Origin of the sequence: Porphyromonas sp. KLE 1280, from assembly GCF_000700805.1 — a bacterium.
Lineage (GTDB): Bacteria > Bacteroidota > Bacteroidia > Bacteroidales > Porphyromonadaceae > Porphyromonas > Porphyromonas pasteri.
The window spans coordinates 99945-116767 of record NZ_KL362962.1 but is presented as its reverse complement, the minus strand read 5'-3'; the positions used below and the strand labels follow the sequence as shown (position 1 = coordinate 116767).

The window sequence follows — 16823 nt, the reverse complement described above, 5'->3', positions numbered from 1 at the left end:
AGATATTTAGCCTCCCCACGAAAGTTCGTTTTCCTCCGCTGGAAAATACTTCCCCTGCCGAGGTAGGAGGCTTCGTCTTCGGACAAAAGAAGGGCCCCGACTAGATACCAGCCGGAGCCCTTGCCTATGAATGGGAGTGGCGATTACTTGGCAGCTGCCTTGAGGCTACGACGCTTAGCGACTTCGTAAGCGATAGGCGTAGCGACGAAGAGCGTGCAGTACGTACCGAAGATGACCCCCAGGAGGATGGCGAAGGTGAAGCTACGCATCGTAGCACCGCCGAAGGCGAAGACGATCAGCATCACGAGCAGCGTCGTGAAGGACGTATTCAGCGTACGGGAGAGCGTAGAGTTCAGAGCGCCGTTGATGACCTGGAAGCGGTCGGCCTGAGGATGGTTGCCCACTTCTTCGCGGATACGGTCGAAGACGATCACGACGTCATTGATGGCGTAACCGATGATTGCCAGAAGTGCCGCGATGAAGTTCTGGTCGACCTCCATGGTGAAGGGCATGATCTTCCAGCAGAGGACGTAGATGGCGATGATCATCAGCGTCGTCACCGTGACCGAAGCAAAGGCACCGATAGAGAAGGCGACATTGCGGAAGCGGATGAGGATGTAGATCGCCATGAAGAGGAGCGAGAGACCGACAGCGATGAGGGCCTGCGTCTTGATGTCGTTAGACATGCTGGCGCTTACCTTCTGCGAGCTGACGATGTAGCTATCGAAGTCAGCCTTTGAGGGCGTCGTCTTGTAGAAGCTATTCAGACCCTTATAGAGCTTATCCTTGATCTGATCTTCGACAGCCTCGCCGGAGTCTTCGATGAGGTAGTTCGTAGACACGCGGATCTGGTCACCCTCGGTACCGATAGCGGTGAGGACGAGTTTCTGGTCGAGCTGAGGAGCGAGCTTCTCGCGGACCTGCTGGTTGTCGACCTTCTGGTCGAACTTGATGATGTAGTTACGACCACCCGAGAACTCGATACCGTTGTTCAGACCGACAGTAAAGAAGCCGACAAGACCAGCGATGATGAGGACGATGGGCAGGAGGTACCCCTTCATGCGAGCCCCGAGGAAGTTGTACGTGGGGTTCACGAGTAGGTTCTTCGTCATCGCCGTCGTGTAGGTCACGTTGTCGAGCTTGTGACGCTTATCCAGAGCTTCGAAGACCATACGGGTGAGGAAGACCGCCGTGATGAAGGAGGAGATAAGACCGATGATCAGGGTCGTAGCGAAGCCACGGATAGGCCCTGCACCGAAGTAGAAGAGGACGACACCGGTGATGATCGTCGTGAGGTTCGAGTCGAAGATAGCGCTGAAGGCATTGCCATAACCGTCGGCGATAGCGCGGGTCATACCCTTGCCGTTGCGCAGCTCTTCCTTGATACGCTCATTGATAAGCACGTTCGCGTCGACCGCCATACCGAGCGTGAGGACAAGACCGGCGATACCCGAGAGGGTGAGGACGGCATTGAACGAAGCGAGGATACCGAGCGTGAAGAAGCTGTTGACGATGAGTGCGAGGTTGGCGATCATACCAGGGATGAAGCCGTAAGCCAGGCACATGTAGACCATCAGGAGGACAAGTGCAATGGCGAAGGAGATGATACCAGCCTGGATAGAAGCCTTACCGAGGGTAGGACCGACGACGTTCTCCTGCTCGATAACAACGCTCGTCTCCATCTTACCAGAGTTCAGTACGTTCGCCAGGTCATTCGCTTCTTCGATGGTGAAGTTCCCCGTGATAGAGGAGTTACCACCAGTGATCTCGTTGTTGACGTTAGGCGCAGAGTAGACGACACCGTCGAGGACGATAGCGATAGAGCGGCCGATGCTTTCCTTCGTCAGGCGCGCCCAGATCTGAGCACCTTCCTGATTCATAGCCATGGAGACCTGAGGCTCAGCGCTACCGAGGCGGTTGTGGTCGACGTCTGCCTTAGCCGAAGTGACGACGTCACCCGAGAGGTCGGGCTTCATCGAGCGGTTCGTGCGGATAGCGTACAGCTCATAGATATTGGTGAGCTTACGCGTCTTGGGATCCTGGATGGGCTTAGCACCCCAGAGCAGGGTGAGGTCCTCAGGCAGGAGGTGATATTCAGTAGCCAGCGCCAGGAGCGAGTCGATCTTGTTACGATCGCGGTCCTGAGCGAGACCGACGGTAGCACCGCCACGGCCTCCGAGCTGGAGGTACTTAGCGAGGGTATCAATAGAAGCGAGCTGCGAAGGAGCTGCGGCAGGAGCTGGAGCTACGAGAGCAGCGCTGTCATTAGCGGCTACCGAGTCAGCAGCTACGGGGATGGGGCGAGCAGCTGGAGCACCGAGAGCGAGCAGACGATCGCTGAGGCCAGCCAGATCGTTAGCTACTTCATCAAAGGTATAGGTGCGCCAGAACTGGAGGTTAGCGCTACGCTGCAAAAGTTCGCGTACACGCTCGGGATCCTTGACACCTGGGAGCTCGACGAGGATACGGCCCTGACCCTCGAGACGCTGGAGGTTAGGAGCGACGACACCGAAGCGGTCAATACGCGTACTCAGGACATTGAATGAGGCTTCGACAGCGCTGTTGTACTTCTCCTTCAGGAGCTCGATGACCTTATCCTCCGTGGTAGAGGGATTGATCTGGTCACGCAGGTCTCCCGAGCCGAAGACGACCGCAAGGTTTACCCCTGGGGAGAGCTTCTTATACTCGGCTACGAACTGATCGATGTAGTTGCCCTGTGAAGTGCTCTTCGAAGCAGCCTGGATGGCCTTTTGGAAATTGGGGTCATCGGTGTTGCCTGCGAGGCTCTTGACGAGGTCACCAGCATTAAGCTTGAGGATAACGTTCATCCCGCCCTTGAGGTCGAGCCCCAGGCCGATCTGTTGCTTGCGAGCTTCCTTGAGGGTGTATCCGAGGAACACCTTCTCGTTAGCCATGGAGTCGAGATAAGCCTTCCCTGCGACTTCGCCCATCTTCTCCGCCTTACCATCGTAGTGGTTAGTAATGAGCGAGAAGGACAGGTAAAACGCACAGATCAAAGCCAAGCTCACTGTGACGAAAGTCACAAATCCTTTGTTTTGCATCGTGTTGTATTACTTAATTGATTGTATCTTATTTCCTTTGTTATAGGGCACAATATGCCCACAAAAATAGCCGATTTTTCCGTAATATCCGCCACTTAGCACCTTCACGTTACGTTTCCCCGCCGTAGTATCGTACGGGGAAGGGAGCGAAAGAGGGCTGCATCCTCCTCCGCCATCCCCCTTCCACACGCGCAAATCTCCAGCTAAAGGAAGACGGTCAAGTCCCCCAGCACAGCATACTCCAGCTGATGTACTGATAGTTATACACGCCACCTCTTCCCCCAAGAGCCAACACTCTCGCAGGCGAAGAAGGAGGGCGGAGAGGCGGAGCTCCACAAGCACCTCTTATAAGCGCAAGCGTCACACCTCGCCACATCTGAGTTGACTCTCTATGGGAAGGCGACGGCAACCTATATTGGTCACTGGGTGAACCTATATGGGTCATCACGCCGACCTCTATGAGGTTGTTACCCCCGCTTAGGAATAAAAGTTGTGGACAAGTGGCAGATAAGTTTGGACTACGTACGTGGATCTAATATCTACGTACGTGGATATTTGGATTTACATGCCTGGTCTTTAAGACTACGTGCGTAGATGCAGAAAAACCACTACATGAAAGCGCTTTTTTCTTCACGAGAAGGACACTTTTCCCTCCGCTGGATAAGAGGAATACGCACGATAAAATCCCCCTTGTGCAAAAGGCTCTTATATCCTGCTTATTCCGTACCTTAGTGGGAGTATTTACCTCCCTACATCGCACTAAGATTATGGCTAAGATATTGGTGGCCTTCGACACGGTCGACGAAGGCTTTGAGAAGATCGGCGCTGAGCACGAAGTCATCCGCCCCCCACGTGGACGGGACTTCACCCACGAAGAGCTATGCCAGCTCCTCCCCGAGGCCGACGTCCTCTGCACTTCCTTCGACTACCCAGCACGTGCCGAGCTCCTACAACATGGGTCGAAGCTCCGTCTGATAGCCAACTTCGGCGTCGGATTCAACAACATCAATATCGACTACGCTCGCGCCCACGGCATCGTCGTGACCAATACGCCTCAGGCGGTGATCATCCCGACGACGGAGCTTACTCTGGCACTCATGCTCGACTGTGCCCGCCGTGTCAGCGAACTCGACCGCCTCATCCGTCAGACACCTGGCAAGCGCCCGACCATCGGCCGCATGGGCTACCTCGGCGTGCACCTTGCAGGCAAGACGCTGGGGCTCATCGGCTACGGACGTATCGCTTCAGCCGTCGCAGAGCGCGCTCGTGCCTTCGGGATGAAGATCCTCTACTACAAGCGCACCCCACTGAGTGCAGACGAGGAGGCTCGCCAAGGGATCACCTACGCCCCGCTGGATGATCTCCTCTTCGGCTCCGACTTCGTCTCGATCCATACACCCTACAGCTCAGAGACGCACCACTTCATCGGAGAGCGGGAGCTGGCACTGATGAAGCCTACCGCTATCTTCATCAATACCGCCCGTGGTGCCGTCGTCGACGAGGAGGCCCTCGTGAAGGCACTTCAGACGGGCTACATCGCAGCGGCAGGGCTGGACGTCTTCGAGAATCAGGACAACCCCCACCCCACGCTCTGCACCCTCGACAACGTGTGCATGACCCCACACACAGGCACCCAGACAGCTGATGCCCGCCGAGATATGAATGCGGAGATGCTGGAGAATGTCGTGCGCTTCCTCGCGGGACGCACCGACCTTGATCGCGTCGCGTAGTCTCCCCCACTCTTGGTCCTATACATTATTATTATATATGCGTAAGCTTACCACCCTACTTTTCTCGCTGCTGCTCGCCCTCACCATGAGCTGCTCAAAGAAGTCTAACCCACCCACTATGGAGATACTTCACCCCAACGACACGCTGACCCGCATCGAGATCAATAGCCCACAGCGCTACCTCCTCCTCCCCATCGAGGAGAGTCAGCCCGAGGTGCAGGTACGCCTCGTAGGCGACCGCCCCGAGGACACGTGGCTCGACATCCGTCTGGCCGTCGATAGCATCGACTACTATGTCCCCCTCGCCTTGCCCGAAGGCAAGAGTCCTGTGACGGTAGAGATCATCGGTCTTGATAAGAAGGCGATTAGCTATGAGAAGATTCAGCTCGCCGACACCTTCGACACCTCTTCCAAGGACTATTACCGCCCTGCCTACCATCACAGCCCCGCCTATGGCTGGATGAACGACCCCAACGGCATGATCTACAAGGACGGTGTCTACCACCTCTACTATCAGTACAATCCCTATGGCTCGAAGTGGGGCAATATGTACTGGGGACACAGCTCCTCACGCGACCTCATCCACTGGGAGCACCACGATCCCGCCTTGGCACGCGACACCCTCGGGCACATCTTCTCCGGGAGTGCCATCCTTGACAAGCAAGGGACAGCGGGCTTCGGCAAGGATGCTATCCTCGCCTACTACACGGCTCACAATACGCATGCAGGGAAGCAGTGGCAGGCCCAGTGCTTGGCCTACAGCCTCGACAATGGGAAGACCTTCACGAAGTACGCTGGCAATCCTATTCTCACCCCCTTCGATGGTGTCTCGGACTTCCGTGACCCTAAGGTCTTCTGGTATGCCCCTGAGAAGAGCTGGTACATGATCGTCTCTGCTGACAAGGAGATGCGCTTCTACCGCTCTCAGGATCTAAAGAAGTGGGACTACGTGAGTGCCTTCGGCGAAGGCTACGGAGCGCGCCCCAACCAGTTCGAGTGCCCCGACTTCTTCCAGCTCACCGACGAGACGACGGGCAAGGAGAAGTGGGTAATGATCGTCAACATCAATCCGGGCTGTGCCTTTGGCGGTAGTGCTACCGAGTACTTCGTCGGCACCTTCGATGGCAAGGAGTTCGTCCCTGAGACAGCACCCGAGATCGCCCATTGGCTGGACTTCGGGAAGGATCACTATGCGCTGGTTACCTTCCACAACACAGGTGCCCGCACCATCGGCATCCCCTGGGTGAGCAACTGGCAGTACGCCAACGTCACCCCCTTCAAGCAGACACGAGGCATGAATGGCCTACCTCGTGACCTTTTCCTCTTCACGAAGGACGGCACGAGCTATGTCGGAGCTCGCCCCTCAAAGGAGGTCGAAGCCCTACGCAAGGAGCAGGTCAGTCTCAGCCTTCCCCAGAGCATCGGCGAAGAGGTACGCCTCACAGATGCACTCAAGGGACTTGAGGATAGCTTTGAGCTGGAGCTGGAGCTAACCCCAGCAGCGAAGACGACTCGTGTCGGCCTCGTCCTCAGCAACGAACTTGGCGATGAGCTACCCATCTACCTGGACTTAGAGAAGGAGCGCATCACTATGGACCGCACCAAGAGCGGACTCATAGACTTCGGCACGAAGGCGACGCCTCACGACCGCGAGAGCAATGACTGGCGCGACCGCGATGGGGTGAACTATCAGAATGACTTCGCTATCGCCACATGGGCTCCCCTCAGTCTTTGTACAGGGAAGACCTATAAGCTCCGCCTCTTCGTAGACCGCAGTATGGCCGAGCTCTTTGTCCAGGGCGGACGCATCGCGATGACGAACCTCATCTTCCCCCGCAAGCCTTACTCAACCCTTCGCCTCTACAGTGAGGGCGGTGCTACCCAGCTCCACTCAGCGAAGCTCTACCGACTGGGACTATAGTTTTCGTACTTTTGTGCCGCATTAATAAGGTATAAATAGACAGACCATCCGATAGATCATCATGGATCATGAACCCATCATATTAGGGATCGAGAGTTCGTGCGACGACACCTCGGCAGCCGTCCTCGTAGGGCACAAACTCCTGAGCAATGTCATCGCCTCACAGGCAGTCCACACCGCATACGGTGGTGTCGTGCCTGAGCTGGCCTCACGTGCCCACGAGCAGAACATCGTCCCCGTCGTCAGCGAAGCCATCCGCCGCGCTGGCATCACCGCACAAGACCTCGACGCCATCGCCTTCACACGAGGCCCCGGACTCTTGGGCTCTCTGCTTGTCGGGACGAACTTTGCCAAGGGGCTCTCCCTCTCGCTCGGTATCCCTATGGTAGAGGTCAATCACCTCCATGCGCACGTGCTGGCGCACTTCATCGAGGAGGAGGGCGAGGAGCATCAGAGCCCTGAGTTCCCCTTCCTCTGCCTCCTCGTCTCAGGGGGCAACTCGCAGATCATCCTCGTGCGCTCGGCCTCCGATATGGAGATCATCGGGCAGACCATCGACGATGCTGCGGGCGAAGCCTTCGACAAGTGTGCGAAAGTCATGGGTCTGGGTTACCCTGGTGGCCCTGTCGTCAACCGCCTTGCCAACGAGGGGAATCCAAAGGCCTTTGCCTTTAGCAAGCCCAACGTCCCAGGCTACGACTATAGCTTCAGCGGGCTCAAGACCTCCTTCCTCTACACCCTCCGTGATGAGCTGGAGAAGAACCCTAACTTCATCGAGGAGCGTAAAGCCGACCTCTGTGCCTCCCTCCAAGCTACCGTCATCGACATCCTGATGAAGAAGCTCCGCCAAGCGGCCAAGGACTTAGGCATCCGTCAGGTCGCTGTAGCTGGTGGCGTGTCGGCCAATACTGGGCTGCGTGATGCCTTCCATGATCATGCTCGTCGCTATGGTTGGAAGGTCTTCATCCCGAAGTTCGCCTACACCACCGACAATGCTGCGATGGTCGCGATGAACGGCTACTTTAGCTTCATCGACGGCAAGCGCACCGAGCTCGACGCCGTACCCTTCGCCCGCGTCACCATGTAGCCCGAGACAACATCTATGGATCAGACTCATCTCACTTCACTCACTGAGCTCCTCCTACAGCGAGGGCTACATATCGCCACGGCTGAGAGCTGCACCCTCGGAGGCGTTGCCTCTGCCTTAGGTAGTCACTCTGGGGCATCGGCTTACCTCCAAGGGGGTATCATCGCCTATCAGTCCGACCTCAAGACCTCCCTCCTCGGCGTACCACCCGAGCTCATCGAGACCTATCACGTCGTCAGTGAAGAGGTCGCCTGCGCTATGGCTCTTGGAGCTATGGAGCAGCTCCAAGCCGAGGTAGCTATCGCCACGACGGGGGTCGCTGGCCCTACGGGTGGTGATGCTGCGCATCCCGTAGGTACGATCTGCATCGCTATCGTCTTCGAAGGGCCAAGAGGACCCGTCGTCAATTCGACCACCCTACATCTATCAGGGAGCCGTGAGGAAAACATCTCCCAAGCAATCCAAGAGGCCCTGCACCTCACGCTACAGCTCCTCGAAGCTCATCCCTAACGATATATCCCGCTACATATAGACCGCTCTCATGATGCGTAAGCCCTACCACTGCCTTCGTTCGCTGGGGACAGCACTCACCCTACTCCTGCTTCCTTCGCTCTCCTCTTCTCCTCTACTGGCACAGTCCAGCGAGCAAGTATGCCGTATCGGCCTGTACTACAAGGTGCTCGGCGAGGGGACTAACAGCAAGAGTATCCCCGTGCTTACAGCAGTCCAGCCCTTTGGCCCTGCAGCCGTCGGAGGCTTCTTCCCTGGAGACCTCATTACCCAAATCGACGGGGTACCTACCACAGGCCTCACGAAGCAGCAGATCAGCGAGCTCCTTACTCGTCCCGTAGGAGAGCATCTCCTGACGATCGTACGCATTGGATCTGGTACTACGGCTCGCATCCTTCGTCCTAGCTGCAAGGCTCCCTATGCCCTCACCGAGCGTGAGCTGGCTACAGCCTTCAGCGGATACAGCCCCATAGACCAAGCGAAGCAGCAGCGCACCCTCTCATTCTCCTTTGAGTCCAGCGCGCCCTTCGACTGGTCACAGGCCAAGACCTTTGCCTTCGCTCCTTCTGAAGGAGAACATCGTGACCTCTACGACATCGTGTACGGACAGATTGCGGAGCTCTTAGAGGCACGCGGGCTGACGCAGCAAGCCAACAGCCCCGATCTCATCCTCGAGTGCTCGCGCAGCGATGCTGAGGGAGGAGCACGCCTCTCCCTACAGGTCACCTCACCTAGCAAGCCCAATCAGACGCTGTGGAGCGGCACAAGTAGCCTACCTAAGGGCACGAAGGAAGCTCACCTCTATGCTCGTCAGGCCATCCCTGTAATGCTCCAAAGCTTCCCCTACCTCACAGCCTCCCAAGTGGGCTACACCGAGCAGACGAGCCGCTATCTCTATACCGGCATCCTCTATGACAGCCGTGACCTCAGCCGTATCGTCGATGTAGAGGACGATTCGCCCGCCTTCACTGCAGGCCTACGTGTCGGTGATAAGGTACTTCGCATCAACGGCAAGCCTCTTAGCCCCACAACTGTCAGAGAACTCTCGTCACGCTACCGCAACTTCCTTGACGAGACCTACCGTTACCGCTCGGCTGAGGCTGTGCGTCCCGAGCAAGCCCCATGGAAGAGCAGCGACTACGGGAGTATCCGCAAGGCATTAGAGAAGGATAAGTACGCCAGCGTCTTCAGCTACCTATTCTTCTTCCGCCCCTACATCAATGAGACCGAGCAGACCGAGCTCATCTTCGAGATCGAACGTCACGGCGAGACCTACACGCTCAACCTCGCACCCGTCCTCCGCGATGAAACGGTCTTCATCCCCCAATAACGCCCTATGCAGCCTGCACCACTCTCAACCTATCAGCTCGGTCGCATCCAGTCACTCCCCATCCTACGCCTCGTATCGATAGGCGCCTACCTCGACGGGGGCATCCAAGACATCCTCCTTCCCCTGCGCTACCTCCCCGAGGGAGCTAAGGAGGGCGACATGGTCTCTGTCTTCGTCTATCACGACAACGAAGGGCGCCTCATAGCGACGACCCTCACGCCCTTAGCTCAGGTCGGGGAAGTGGGTTATCTCCGCTGCTCCTCCGTGACCGATGCAGGAGCCTTCCTCGAGTGGGGCATCCATAAAGATCTCTTCGTCCCCTTCCGCGAGCAGTCGACGAAGATGCAGGAGGGATATAGCTACATCGTCTACCTCTACATCGATGCCCTGAGCGGAAAGATCGTCGGCTCAGCACGCCTCTCCAAGCACCTCGATACGATGCCAGCTGACTACGCTCCAGGGACGAAGGTCAGCTGTATCGTCACCGAGCAACACGAGCTGGGCTACCGCTGCGTCATCGAGGACAAGCACTGGGGACTGCTCTACAGCGACACGGCACCACGTATGATCCAGCGCGGTGAGCGCATCGAAGCCTACGTCATCCGCCTCCGCGAAGAGGATAATAAGGTTGACCTCTCTTTCGTCCCCGTGGGCTATCAGAAGGTCGACGGCGAGCAGGCACGCCTGCTCACGATCCTCGAGAAGCACCACGGGCGTCTGCCCATCGGCGACAAGAGTCCTGCAGAGGACGTCATGCGCCTCACGGGGATGAGCAAGAAGACCTTCAAGATGGTGCTTGGCTCACTCTATAAGGCGGGGCTCGTCACGCTCGCTCCGACAGAAGTTCGCAAGAAGTAGCGCCCTTCCCTCCCTACGTAATGCACACTCCCTTCCAACCCAGCCAGCAAGTACGGGCTACCCTCGAGGCGATGAACGAAGCATCGCACAGAGGGCAGCCCTTCTTCTTTATCTTAGACTTCGAGCTGCAGGAGGGCGTCTTCGTCCTCGAGCCACTGCAGCACCACGACGGCTCGCTCTTCTTTGCCTTCCCCACGGCGAAGACACCCGATCCCATTGGCTTGAAGGGAAAGCTCACGCTCACCCCTTCGCCCGAAGCCCCCGAGCGCTATGCCGAGCGCTTCGACATCATCCACCAAGGGCTGATGCGGGGAGATAGCTTCCTCACGAATCTCACCATCCGCACACCCATCGAGACCGAGGCCAGCTTAGCGGATATCTACCTCTCTTCCGAGGCGACCTATCGCGTCCTCCTCCCTGGGCGCTTCGTATCCTTCTCGCCCGAATGCTTCGTGAAGCTCCAAGGGGATGAACTCGCTACGCACCCGATGAAGGGTACCATCGACGCCCGAATCCTTGATGCAGCCGAGAAGCTCCGAGCGGACTACAAAGAGGGCTGCGAGCACCATACGATCGTCGACTTGATGCGCAACGATCTGAGCCGCGTAGCCGAGGGCGTGCACGTCCGCCGCTTCAAGTACCTCACTGAGCTCCACACCTCCTCGGGACCGCTGCTGCAGATGAGCTCCGAAGTCGTCGGAAGCGTTGACCGTAGCGAAGGGCTCCGATTAGGCGACCTCATCCTCCAGCTCCTCCCCGCAGGCTCCATCAGCGGGGCGCCAAAGGAGCGAACTGTCGCGCTCATCCAAGAGGCGGAAGGCCGTCCTCGCGGCTTCTATACAGGCGTCTGCGGTTACTTCGATGGCGCAAGTCTGGACTCTGCCGTTCTCATCCGCTTCGTCGAGGAGGATGCTTCGGGAGCGCACTTCTATCGCTCGGGCGGCGGCATCACCATCAATAGCGTCGCAGAAGACGAATACCGCGAATGCTTGCAGAAGATTTACATCCCCCAGTAGCGGGTGCCACCTCACCGAGCTTCATCGAGACCTTCATGCTCCGTGGTGGAGAGCTCATAGCAGGTGAACTCCATCGGGAACGCATGCTTCGCACCCTCCGAGAGCAGGGGGCGGATACCGGAAGTACCTTTCTACAAAGTCTCCTTAACACCTCCCCTTGGCGGGAAGTCGAGGCTTACCTCACGGGACAACAGATCCTCCCCACCACGACCTACCGCCTCACGCTCGAGTACAGCCTCGCAGGGCTCTCTGCCATCCGCCTCGTGCCCTACTGCAAGCGGACGATACGCGCACTGCGTCCCCTCCTCCTCCCCGATGGCTTCGAGTACAGCTATAAGTACGCTGACAGAAGTTTCTTCGAGCGGGTAAAGGCCGAGCTTGCCGATGACGAAGAGCCGCTCTTCGTGCGCCCCGACGGCACCATCACCGATACCAGCTTCACCAACGTCCTCATCGAGACCGAAGCAGGCTATCTCACCCCCGCTCGCCCACTCCTCAAGGGCACTCAGCGCGAAGGGCTGCTACGAGCAGGGCTTATCGCCGAAGCCGATGACCTTACCCTCAGTGCTCTCCGCTCCAAGGCTAAGGCCATTCTCCTCATCAACGCACTCCTCCCACTCGAGGAAGCTCTCCGCCTCCCCCCCGAAGCCCTCCAAGACTGATTTTCTTGCCCACAAAAATCCTCGCCCCTCAGCACGAAAATTCGGCTGTGAGACGAGGAAAATTATATCCTAAGATCGTTGCTTTACGTAGGGATAAAAGTTGTGGACGAGTGGCAGATAAGTTTGGTCTACGTACGTGGATCTAATATCTACGTACGTTGATATTTGGACTGACGTGCCTGGTCTTTAAGACTACGCGCGTAGATAGAAGAAAACCACTACGTGAAGATGCTTTTTTCTTCATGAGAAGGACGCTTTTCCCTTCGCTGGATAAGAGGAATATGTGCGATAAAGCGAAGGGCTTGTGTATCACTTCGGAGAGGCATATCGGAGATCTGAGCGTGCGATGCCTTAGCACTCTGAATAGAGGACAGGACTCTATACACAACAGTCTCCCCCTGTGGGCAGGGCATCAGAGCACTGTGCGGAAGGAGGGAAATTTCCGTGCGCACGAAAATTTGGCGCCATGCGGACGGAGATTCTATGACGAGGCGAGCGAGCGGAAAAGACGAGCGAAAAGCCCCGTGTAAGCCGCAGGACTAAAGTCTCGAGCGATGCGCTCACGCCCCTGTCGCCCCATGGCCCGACGCTCCTCGGGATGCGTGAGCATCCAACGGATGGCTTCGGAGAGCGCCTTCGTGTCTTGTGCAGGAGCTAAGAGGCCCGTTTGCCCAGGGAGAATGAGGTCACGGCTCCCAGGAATATCGCTCACGATGGTCGGGAGCGAGAGCGACATGGCTTCGCGCACCACACGGGGCGAAGCGTCACGCCAGCTTGGCAAGACATACACATCCGTCCCCGCCATGTAAGACATTGCCTCGGGCGTTTCCCCGACGAAGGCCACGTCAGCCCCCACGGGTGTCGACTCGATCCACGCACGATCTTCGTCGTCATAATTCCCGACGAGGACGAGCCCGACGCGATGATCGTTCAACTCCACCATCGCCTCGAGGAGGGTGCGCAGTCCCTTGAAAGGGCGCCCCTTGTTGTTGGCGACCATAGATAGGCGAAGCTCCTTGTCTCGGAGGGTCTCGACAGCGATGGGAGCGGCGAGAGCCTTATCCGCCCAAGGAAGGGAGAAGGGCTTCGTGGCGACGGTGAGCATGTCCTTAGGGAAGAAGCCTCGCAGGTAGCCCTCAACGTGCTCCGTCTCGCAGACCACGTGCCGTACTCGGGGATTGAGGATGCCGAGATAATAGGTCGGGTCGGTACGACGAACACGAGCGCCCGTACCTCGGTAGGCAACGTTCTTCGTACCGAGGCCCAGCGTAGCCATCAGCGCATTCGACAGCCCTGAGCTTCCTGGCGAATAGGTCAGGTCGAAGTGGTACTGCTTCGTGTAGCGTCTGAGCAGACGAATGACCGAGAGATTGACCTTCCCTGTGATCGGTGGGCAGGGCAAGAGCGTCACACCCTCCTCCTCGGCGGGCGAAGATATGCCCTCGCGAGTGATGTAGACCTCGAAGTCGGGGAGCTGGGCAAGGCCTCGCGCCAAGACAAGGACGGCTTCATCAGCCTCACGGTGTGTGATAAGAAGACGAATGGGGGTATGAGTCTGTGTCATGTAGTGGATGTATCTATAAGCGATTAGGCCTACCTACCCTACTCGCACTTCGGAGAGGCGGGCTGAGGGCAGGTAGGCCTAATCATATATTGCCGGAGAGGCAAGAGAATCGGAGTAAGTGGCGAACTAAGGCTGAGACTCCAGGCGCTTGGCCTCGTCCCAGAGGGCGTCCATCTCAGCGAGGGTCATATCCCGCAGGGAGCGGCCAGCCTCCTTCGCCTTCGCCTCGACATAGCCGAAGCGACGAATGAACTTGGCATTCGTTCGCTCAAGCGCATTATCTGGATTGATGCCGTACTTGCGAGCGACGTTGATGATGCTGAAGAGGAAGTCACCCAGCTCGGCTTCGGAGTCTTCCGCAGAGCCAGAGGTGATCGCCTCGCGAAGCTCACGAAGCTCCTCGTCGACCTTCGTCCAGACATCCTCGGGTTGCTCCCAGTCGAAGCCCACACCACGTGCCTTATCCTGTATGCGGTAGGCCTTAATGAGGGTGGGCAGGGAGGTGGGGACACCCGAGAGGACGGTCTTATTCCCGCCCTTCTCTTGCTGCTTCAGTTCCTCCCAGCGCTCCACGACAGCCCCAGCAGAAGCTGCTACCGCCTCGCCATACACATGCGGGTGGCGGTAGATGAGCTTATCGCAAAGGGCATTGGCCACATCGCAGAGGTCAAAGGTACCCTGCTCCTCGCCGATGGTGCTATAGAAGACAATGTGCAGGAGCACATCGCCCAGCTCTTTCTTGATCTCTTCGGGGCGCCCCGAGAGGATCGCATCGGAGAGCTCATAGACCTCTTCGAGGGTATTGGTACGGAGGCTCTCGGTCGTCTGCTCACGATCCCAAGGGCAGTCCTTACGCAGACGCTCCATGACATCGAGGAGACGGCTCATAGCCGCCAGCTTCTCTTCTCTACTATGTAACATATTCGTTTGAGGTGAGAGGGAGGGATTACTTACGCTTGTCGAACTCGCTGAGACCCGACTTGAGGAAGTTCAGGTACGCAGAGACGTCTTCGTTGAAGGCGTACGAAGGAGCCAGGGGCTTACCCTGATGATCCAGTAGGACATAGAAGGGCTGTGCATTGGCACCGAACTTCATACGCTGGAAGTAGCTCCACTTATCACCGACGGTGCGGAGCTTGACCTTCTCCCCATTCTCCATGATCTCGATAGGCTCCTTGAGCGGTGCCTTCTCATCGACCATAAGCGTGATGAGGACGTAGTCTTCCTCGAGCATGTGCTTGACGTTGGGATCAATCCATACCGACGCCTCCATCTTACGGCAGTTCACGCAGCCGTAGCCAGAGAAGTCGATCATCACAGGCTTCCCTACCTGACGGGCATAAGCCATACCAGCATCGTAGTCGTCGAACTTCGCATGGACCTCACCATTATATAGGTTCAGATCCTGCGTGCGGAGGGGTGGTGCGAAGGCACTGATAGCACGCAGAGGTGCACCGACGAGCCCAGGCATCATATAGACGGCGAAGGAGAAAGAGATGATCGCGAGGAAGAGCGCTGGGATAGGCGTCTTCTCCTGTGGCGCATCGTGAGGGAAGCGAATCTTCCCGAGGAGATACAGCCCGAGGAGGATAGCGATCACGATCCAGAGCGAGAGGAAGACCTCACGGTCGAGGATACGCCAGCCGTATGCCAGGTCAGCGATGGAGAGGAACTTCAGCGCCAGAGCCAGCTCGATGAATGCGAGGACGACCTTCACGGAGTTCATCCACCCACCACTCTTAGGCATCGACTGCAGGAGGTTGGGGAAGATAGCGAAGAGCGTGAAGGGCAGGGCCAGCGCAAGTGCGAAGCCGAGCATCCCGACAGCAGGAGCGAGCATCCCAGAGGAAGAGGTAGCAGCCTGTACGAGGAGCGTACCGATGATAGGCCCGGTGCACGAGAAGGAAACCAGCGCAAGCGTAAAGGCCATGAAGAAGATGCTGATGAAGCCCGAAGCCGAGTCTGCCTTAGCGTCCATCTTCGCTGTCCAAGAGGCGGGCAAGACGAGCTCAAACGCCCCGAAGAACGAGATCGCGAAGATGACGAGGAGGATAAAGAAGGCGACGTTGAAGATAGCGTTCGTAGCCAGATTATTCAGGGCATCCGAGCCGAAGACCGCCGAGACGATGAGCCCCAGTGACACGTAGATCACGATGATCCCGATACCATAGAGCAGAGCATCACGGATCCCCTTCTTGCGGTCAGAGCTTCTCTTGAGGAAGAAGCTCACCGTCATGGGGATCATAGGCCATACGCAGGGAGTGACCAGCGCCACGAGACCACCGAGGAAGCCCCCGACGAGGAGCATCCACAGTGAGCCTTCGGCCTGATTCAGAGCCTTATCACCATAAGCCTTCAGCTCAGGGATGACGGGGGCCCATAGGTCGGAGGAGGCGAGAGCGGCAGTGTCCTGAGGGGCTACCGATAGCATATCTACCGAGGCTACGCTATCGGCTGAGGGCTCCCCCAGGCTGGTAGCGGTGGCTTCGGTGGTGGCAGATGTTTCTTCGGTGAGCTTCGTACCTGCGGCGTCACCGAGCTTGCCCAGCTCCTTAGGCTGGACAGTGAACTCCCAGTTAGCGGGAGGGAGGCACTGCTCATCGTTGCAGGCCATATATCGGATAGCCCCGACGAAGGCGAACTTCTTGGGGTCTGTGATACGGATCTTCTGACGGAAGGTGACCTTACCGCTGAAGAAGCGCAGGGTCATCTCGAAGTTGGGGTCATACTTCTCTATGGGCTTCTGCGTGGAGGTCAGGCCACCGACGAGTTCAGCCCCCTCGATCTTATCGACGAGAAGGTGCGTAGGCGTTGGGCCTCCCTTAGGGAGCTCTGTGCCGTAGAGATGCCAAGGATCCTTGACCGTAGCTGTGAAGACGAGGACCTTCTCCGTAGGAGACTTGTCCTCTACTGAGCGCGACCAGGTGACAGCATCGCGGATGACCTGAGCGTTGAGCCCCATCCCCAGAAGGAGGACAGATAGGCCTAAGACGAAGCGACGCACCGCCGAGAGGGAGGGGCGCAGGGGAGCAAAGCTCCGTGTCTGTTGATTCATTGCGGACATTGATTTTATATGATTAACT

12 protein-coding genes are annotated in these 16823 nt (G+C 57.5%); 8 read left to right on the top strand and 4 right to left on the bottom strand.

Annotated features, from left to right (window positions below; translation table 11 throughout):
* Positions 1–143: 143 nt before the first annotated feature.
* Positions 144–3062 (bottom strand): protein translocase subunit SecDF, encoded by a 2919-nt coding sequence (gene secDF / locus HMPREF1121_RS00480; protein WP_044114200.1) that lies wholly within the window; start codon positions 3060–3062, stop codon positions 144–146.
* 767 nt (positions 3063–3829) lie between these two features.
* On the opposite strand from secDF, the gene HMPREF1121_RS00475 reads away from it, so the two are divergent.
* The 8 genes from HMPREF1121_RS00475 to HMPREF1121_RS08575 all read left to right on the top strand — a co-directional run bounded on the left by HMPREF1121_RS00475 (position 3830) and on the right by HMPREF1121_RS08575 (position 12176).
* Entirely contained in the window at positions 3830–4792 is a 963-nt protein-coding gene (locus HMPREF1121_RS00475) for an NAD(P)-dependent oxidoreductase (protein ID WP_044114199.1), read from the top strand.
* A 37-nt stretch (positions 4793–4829) separates the two neighbouring features.
* Positions 4830–6713: a glycoside hydrolase family 32 protein gene (locus HMPREF1121_RS00470; protein ID WP_044114198.1), complete on the top strand. Its 1884-nt coding sequence runs from the start codon at positions 4830–4832 to the stop codon at positions 6711–6713.
* A gap of 61 nt (positions 6714–6774) precedes the next feature.
* Positions 6775–7800 carry a tRNA (adenosine(37)-N6)-threonylcarbamoyltransferase complex transferase subunit TsaD gene (tsaD, locus tag HMPREF1121_RS00465; protein ID WP_009432375.1) on the top strand — a complete coding sequence of 342 codons (1026 nt, stop codon included), beginning with the start codon at positions 6775–6777 and terminating at the stop codon, positions 7798–7800.
* A gap of 15 nt (positions 7801–7815) precedes the next feature.
* Entirely contained in the window at positions 7816–8310 is a 495-nt protein-coding gene (locus HMPREF1121_RS00460; RefSeq protein ID WP_044114197.1) for a CinA family protein, read from the top strand.
* A gap of 31 nt (positions 8311–8341) precedes the next feature.
* Complete coding sequence (locus HMPREF1121_RS00455; RefSeq protein ID WP_044114196.1) at positions 8342–9640, top strand: PDZ domain-containing protein; 1299 nt, start codon at positions 8342–8344, stop codon at positions 9638–9640.
* Positions 9641–9646: 6 nt separating this feature from the next.
* Entirely contained in the window at positions 9647–10498 is an 852-nt protein-coding gene (locus tag HMPREF1121_RS00450; protein ID WP_009432339.1) for a CvfB family protein, read from the top strand.
* A 20-nt stretch (positions 10499–10518) separates the two neighbouring features.
* Entirely contained in the window at positions 10519–11514 is a 996-nt protein-coding gene (locus HMPREF1121_RS00445; RefSeq protein WP_044114195.1) for an aminodeoxychorismate synthase component I, read from the top strand.
* Positions 11484–12176 (top strand): aminotransferase class IV, encoded by a 693-nt coding sequence (locus HMPREF1121_RS08575; protein ID WP_052353524.1) that lies wholly within the window; start codon positions 11484–11486, stop codon positions 12174–12176. Before HMPREF1121_RS00445 ends, HMPREF1121_RS08575 begins: the two co-directional genes overlap by 31 nt.
* Positions 12177–12657: 481 nt before the next feature.
* On the opposite strand, the gene HMPREF1121_RS00435 is transcribed toward HMPREF1121_RS08575, so the two are convergent.
* From HMPREF1121_RS00435 to HMPREF1121_RS00425, 3 genes are all read right to left on the bottom strand, one after another.
* A complete protein-coding gene (locus tag HMPREF1121_RS00435; protein WP_052353523.1) occupies positions 12658–13740 on the bottom strand; it encodes a glycosyltransferase family 4 protein in 1083 nt (360 codons plus the stop codon).
* Between the two features lie 126 nt (positions 13741–13866).
* Positions 13867–14661 carry a nucleoside triphosphate pyrophosphohydrolase gene (gene mazG, locus HMPREF1121_RS00430; protein ID WP_044114194.1) on the bottom strand — a complete coding sequence of 265 codons (795 nt, stop codon included), beginning with the start codon at positions 14659–14661 and terminating at the stop codon, positions 13867–13869.
* Between the two features lie 25 nt (positions 14662–14686).
* Positions 14687–16744, bottom strand: a complete 2058-nt coding sequence (locus HMPREF1121_RS00425) for a protein-disulfide reductase DsbD family protein (protein ID WP_044114675.1) — start codon at positions 16742–16744, stop codon at positions 14687–14689.
* Positions 16745–16823 lie beyond the last annotated feature (79 nt).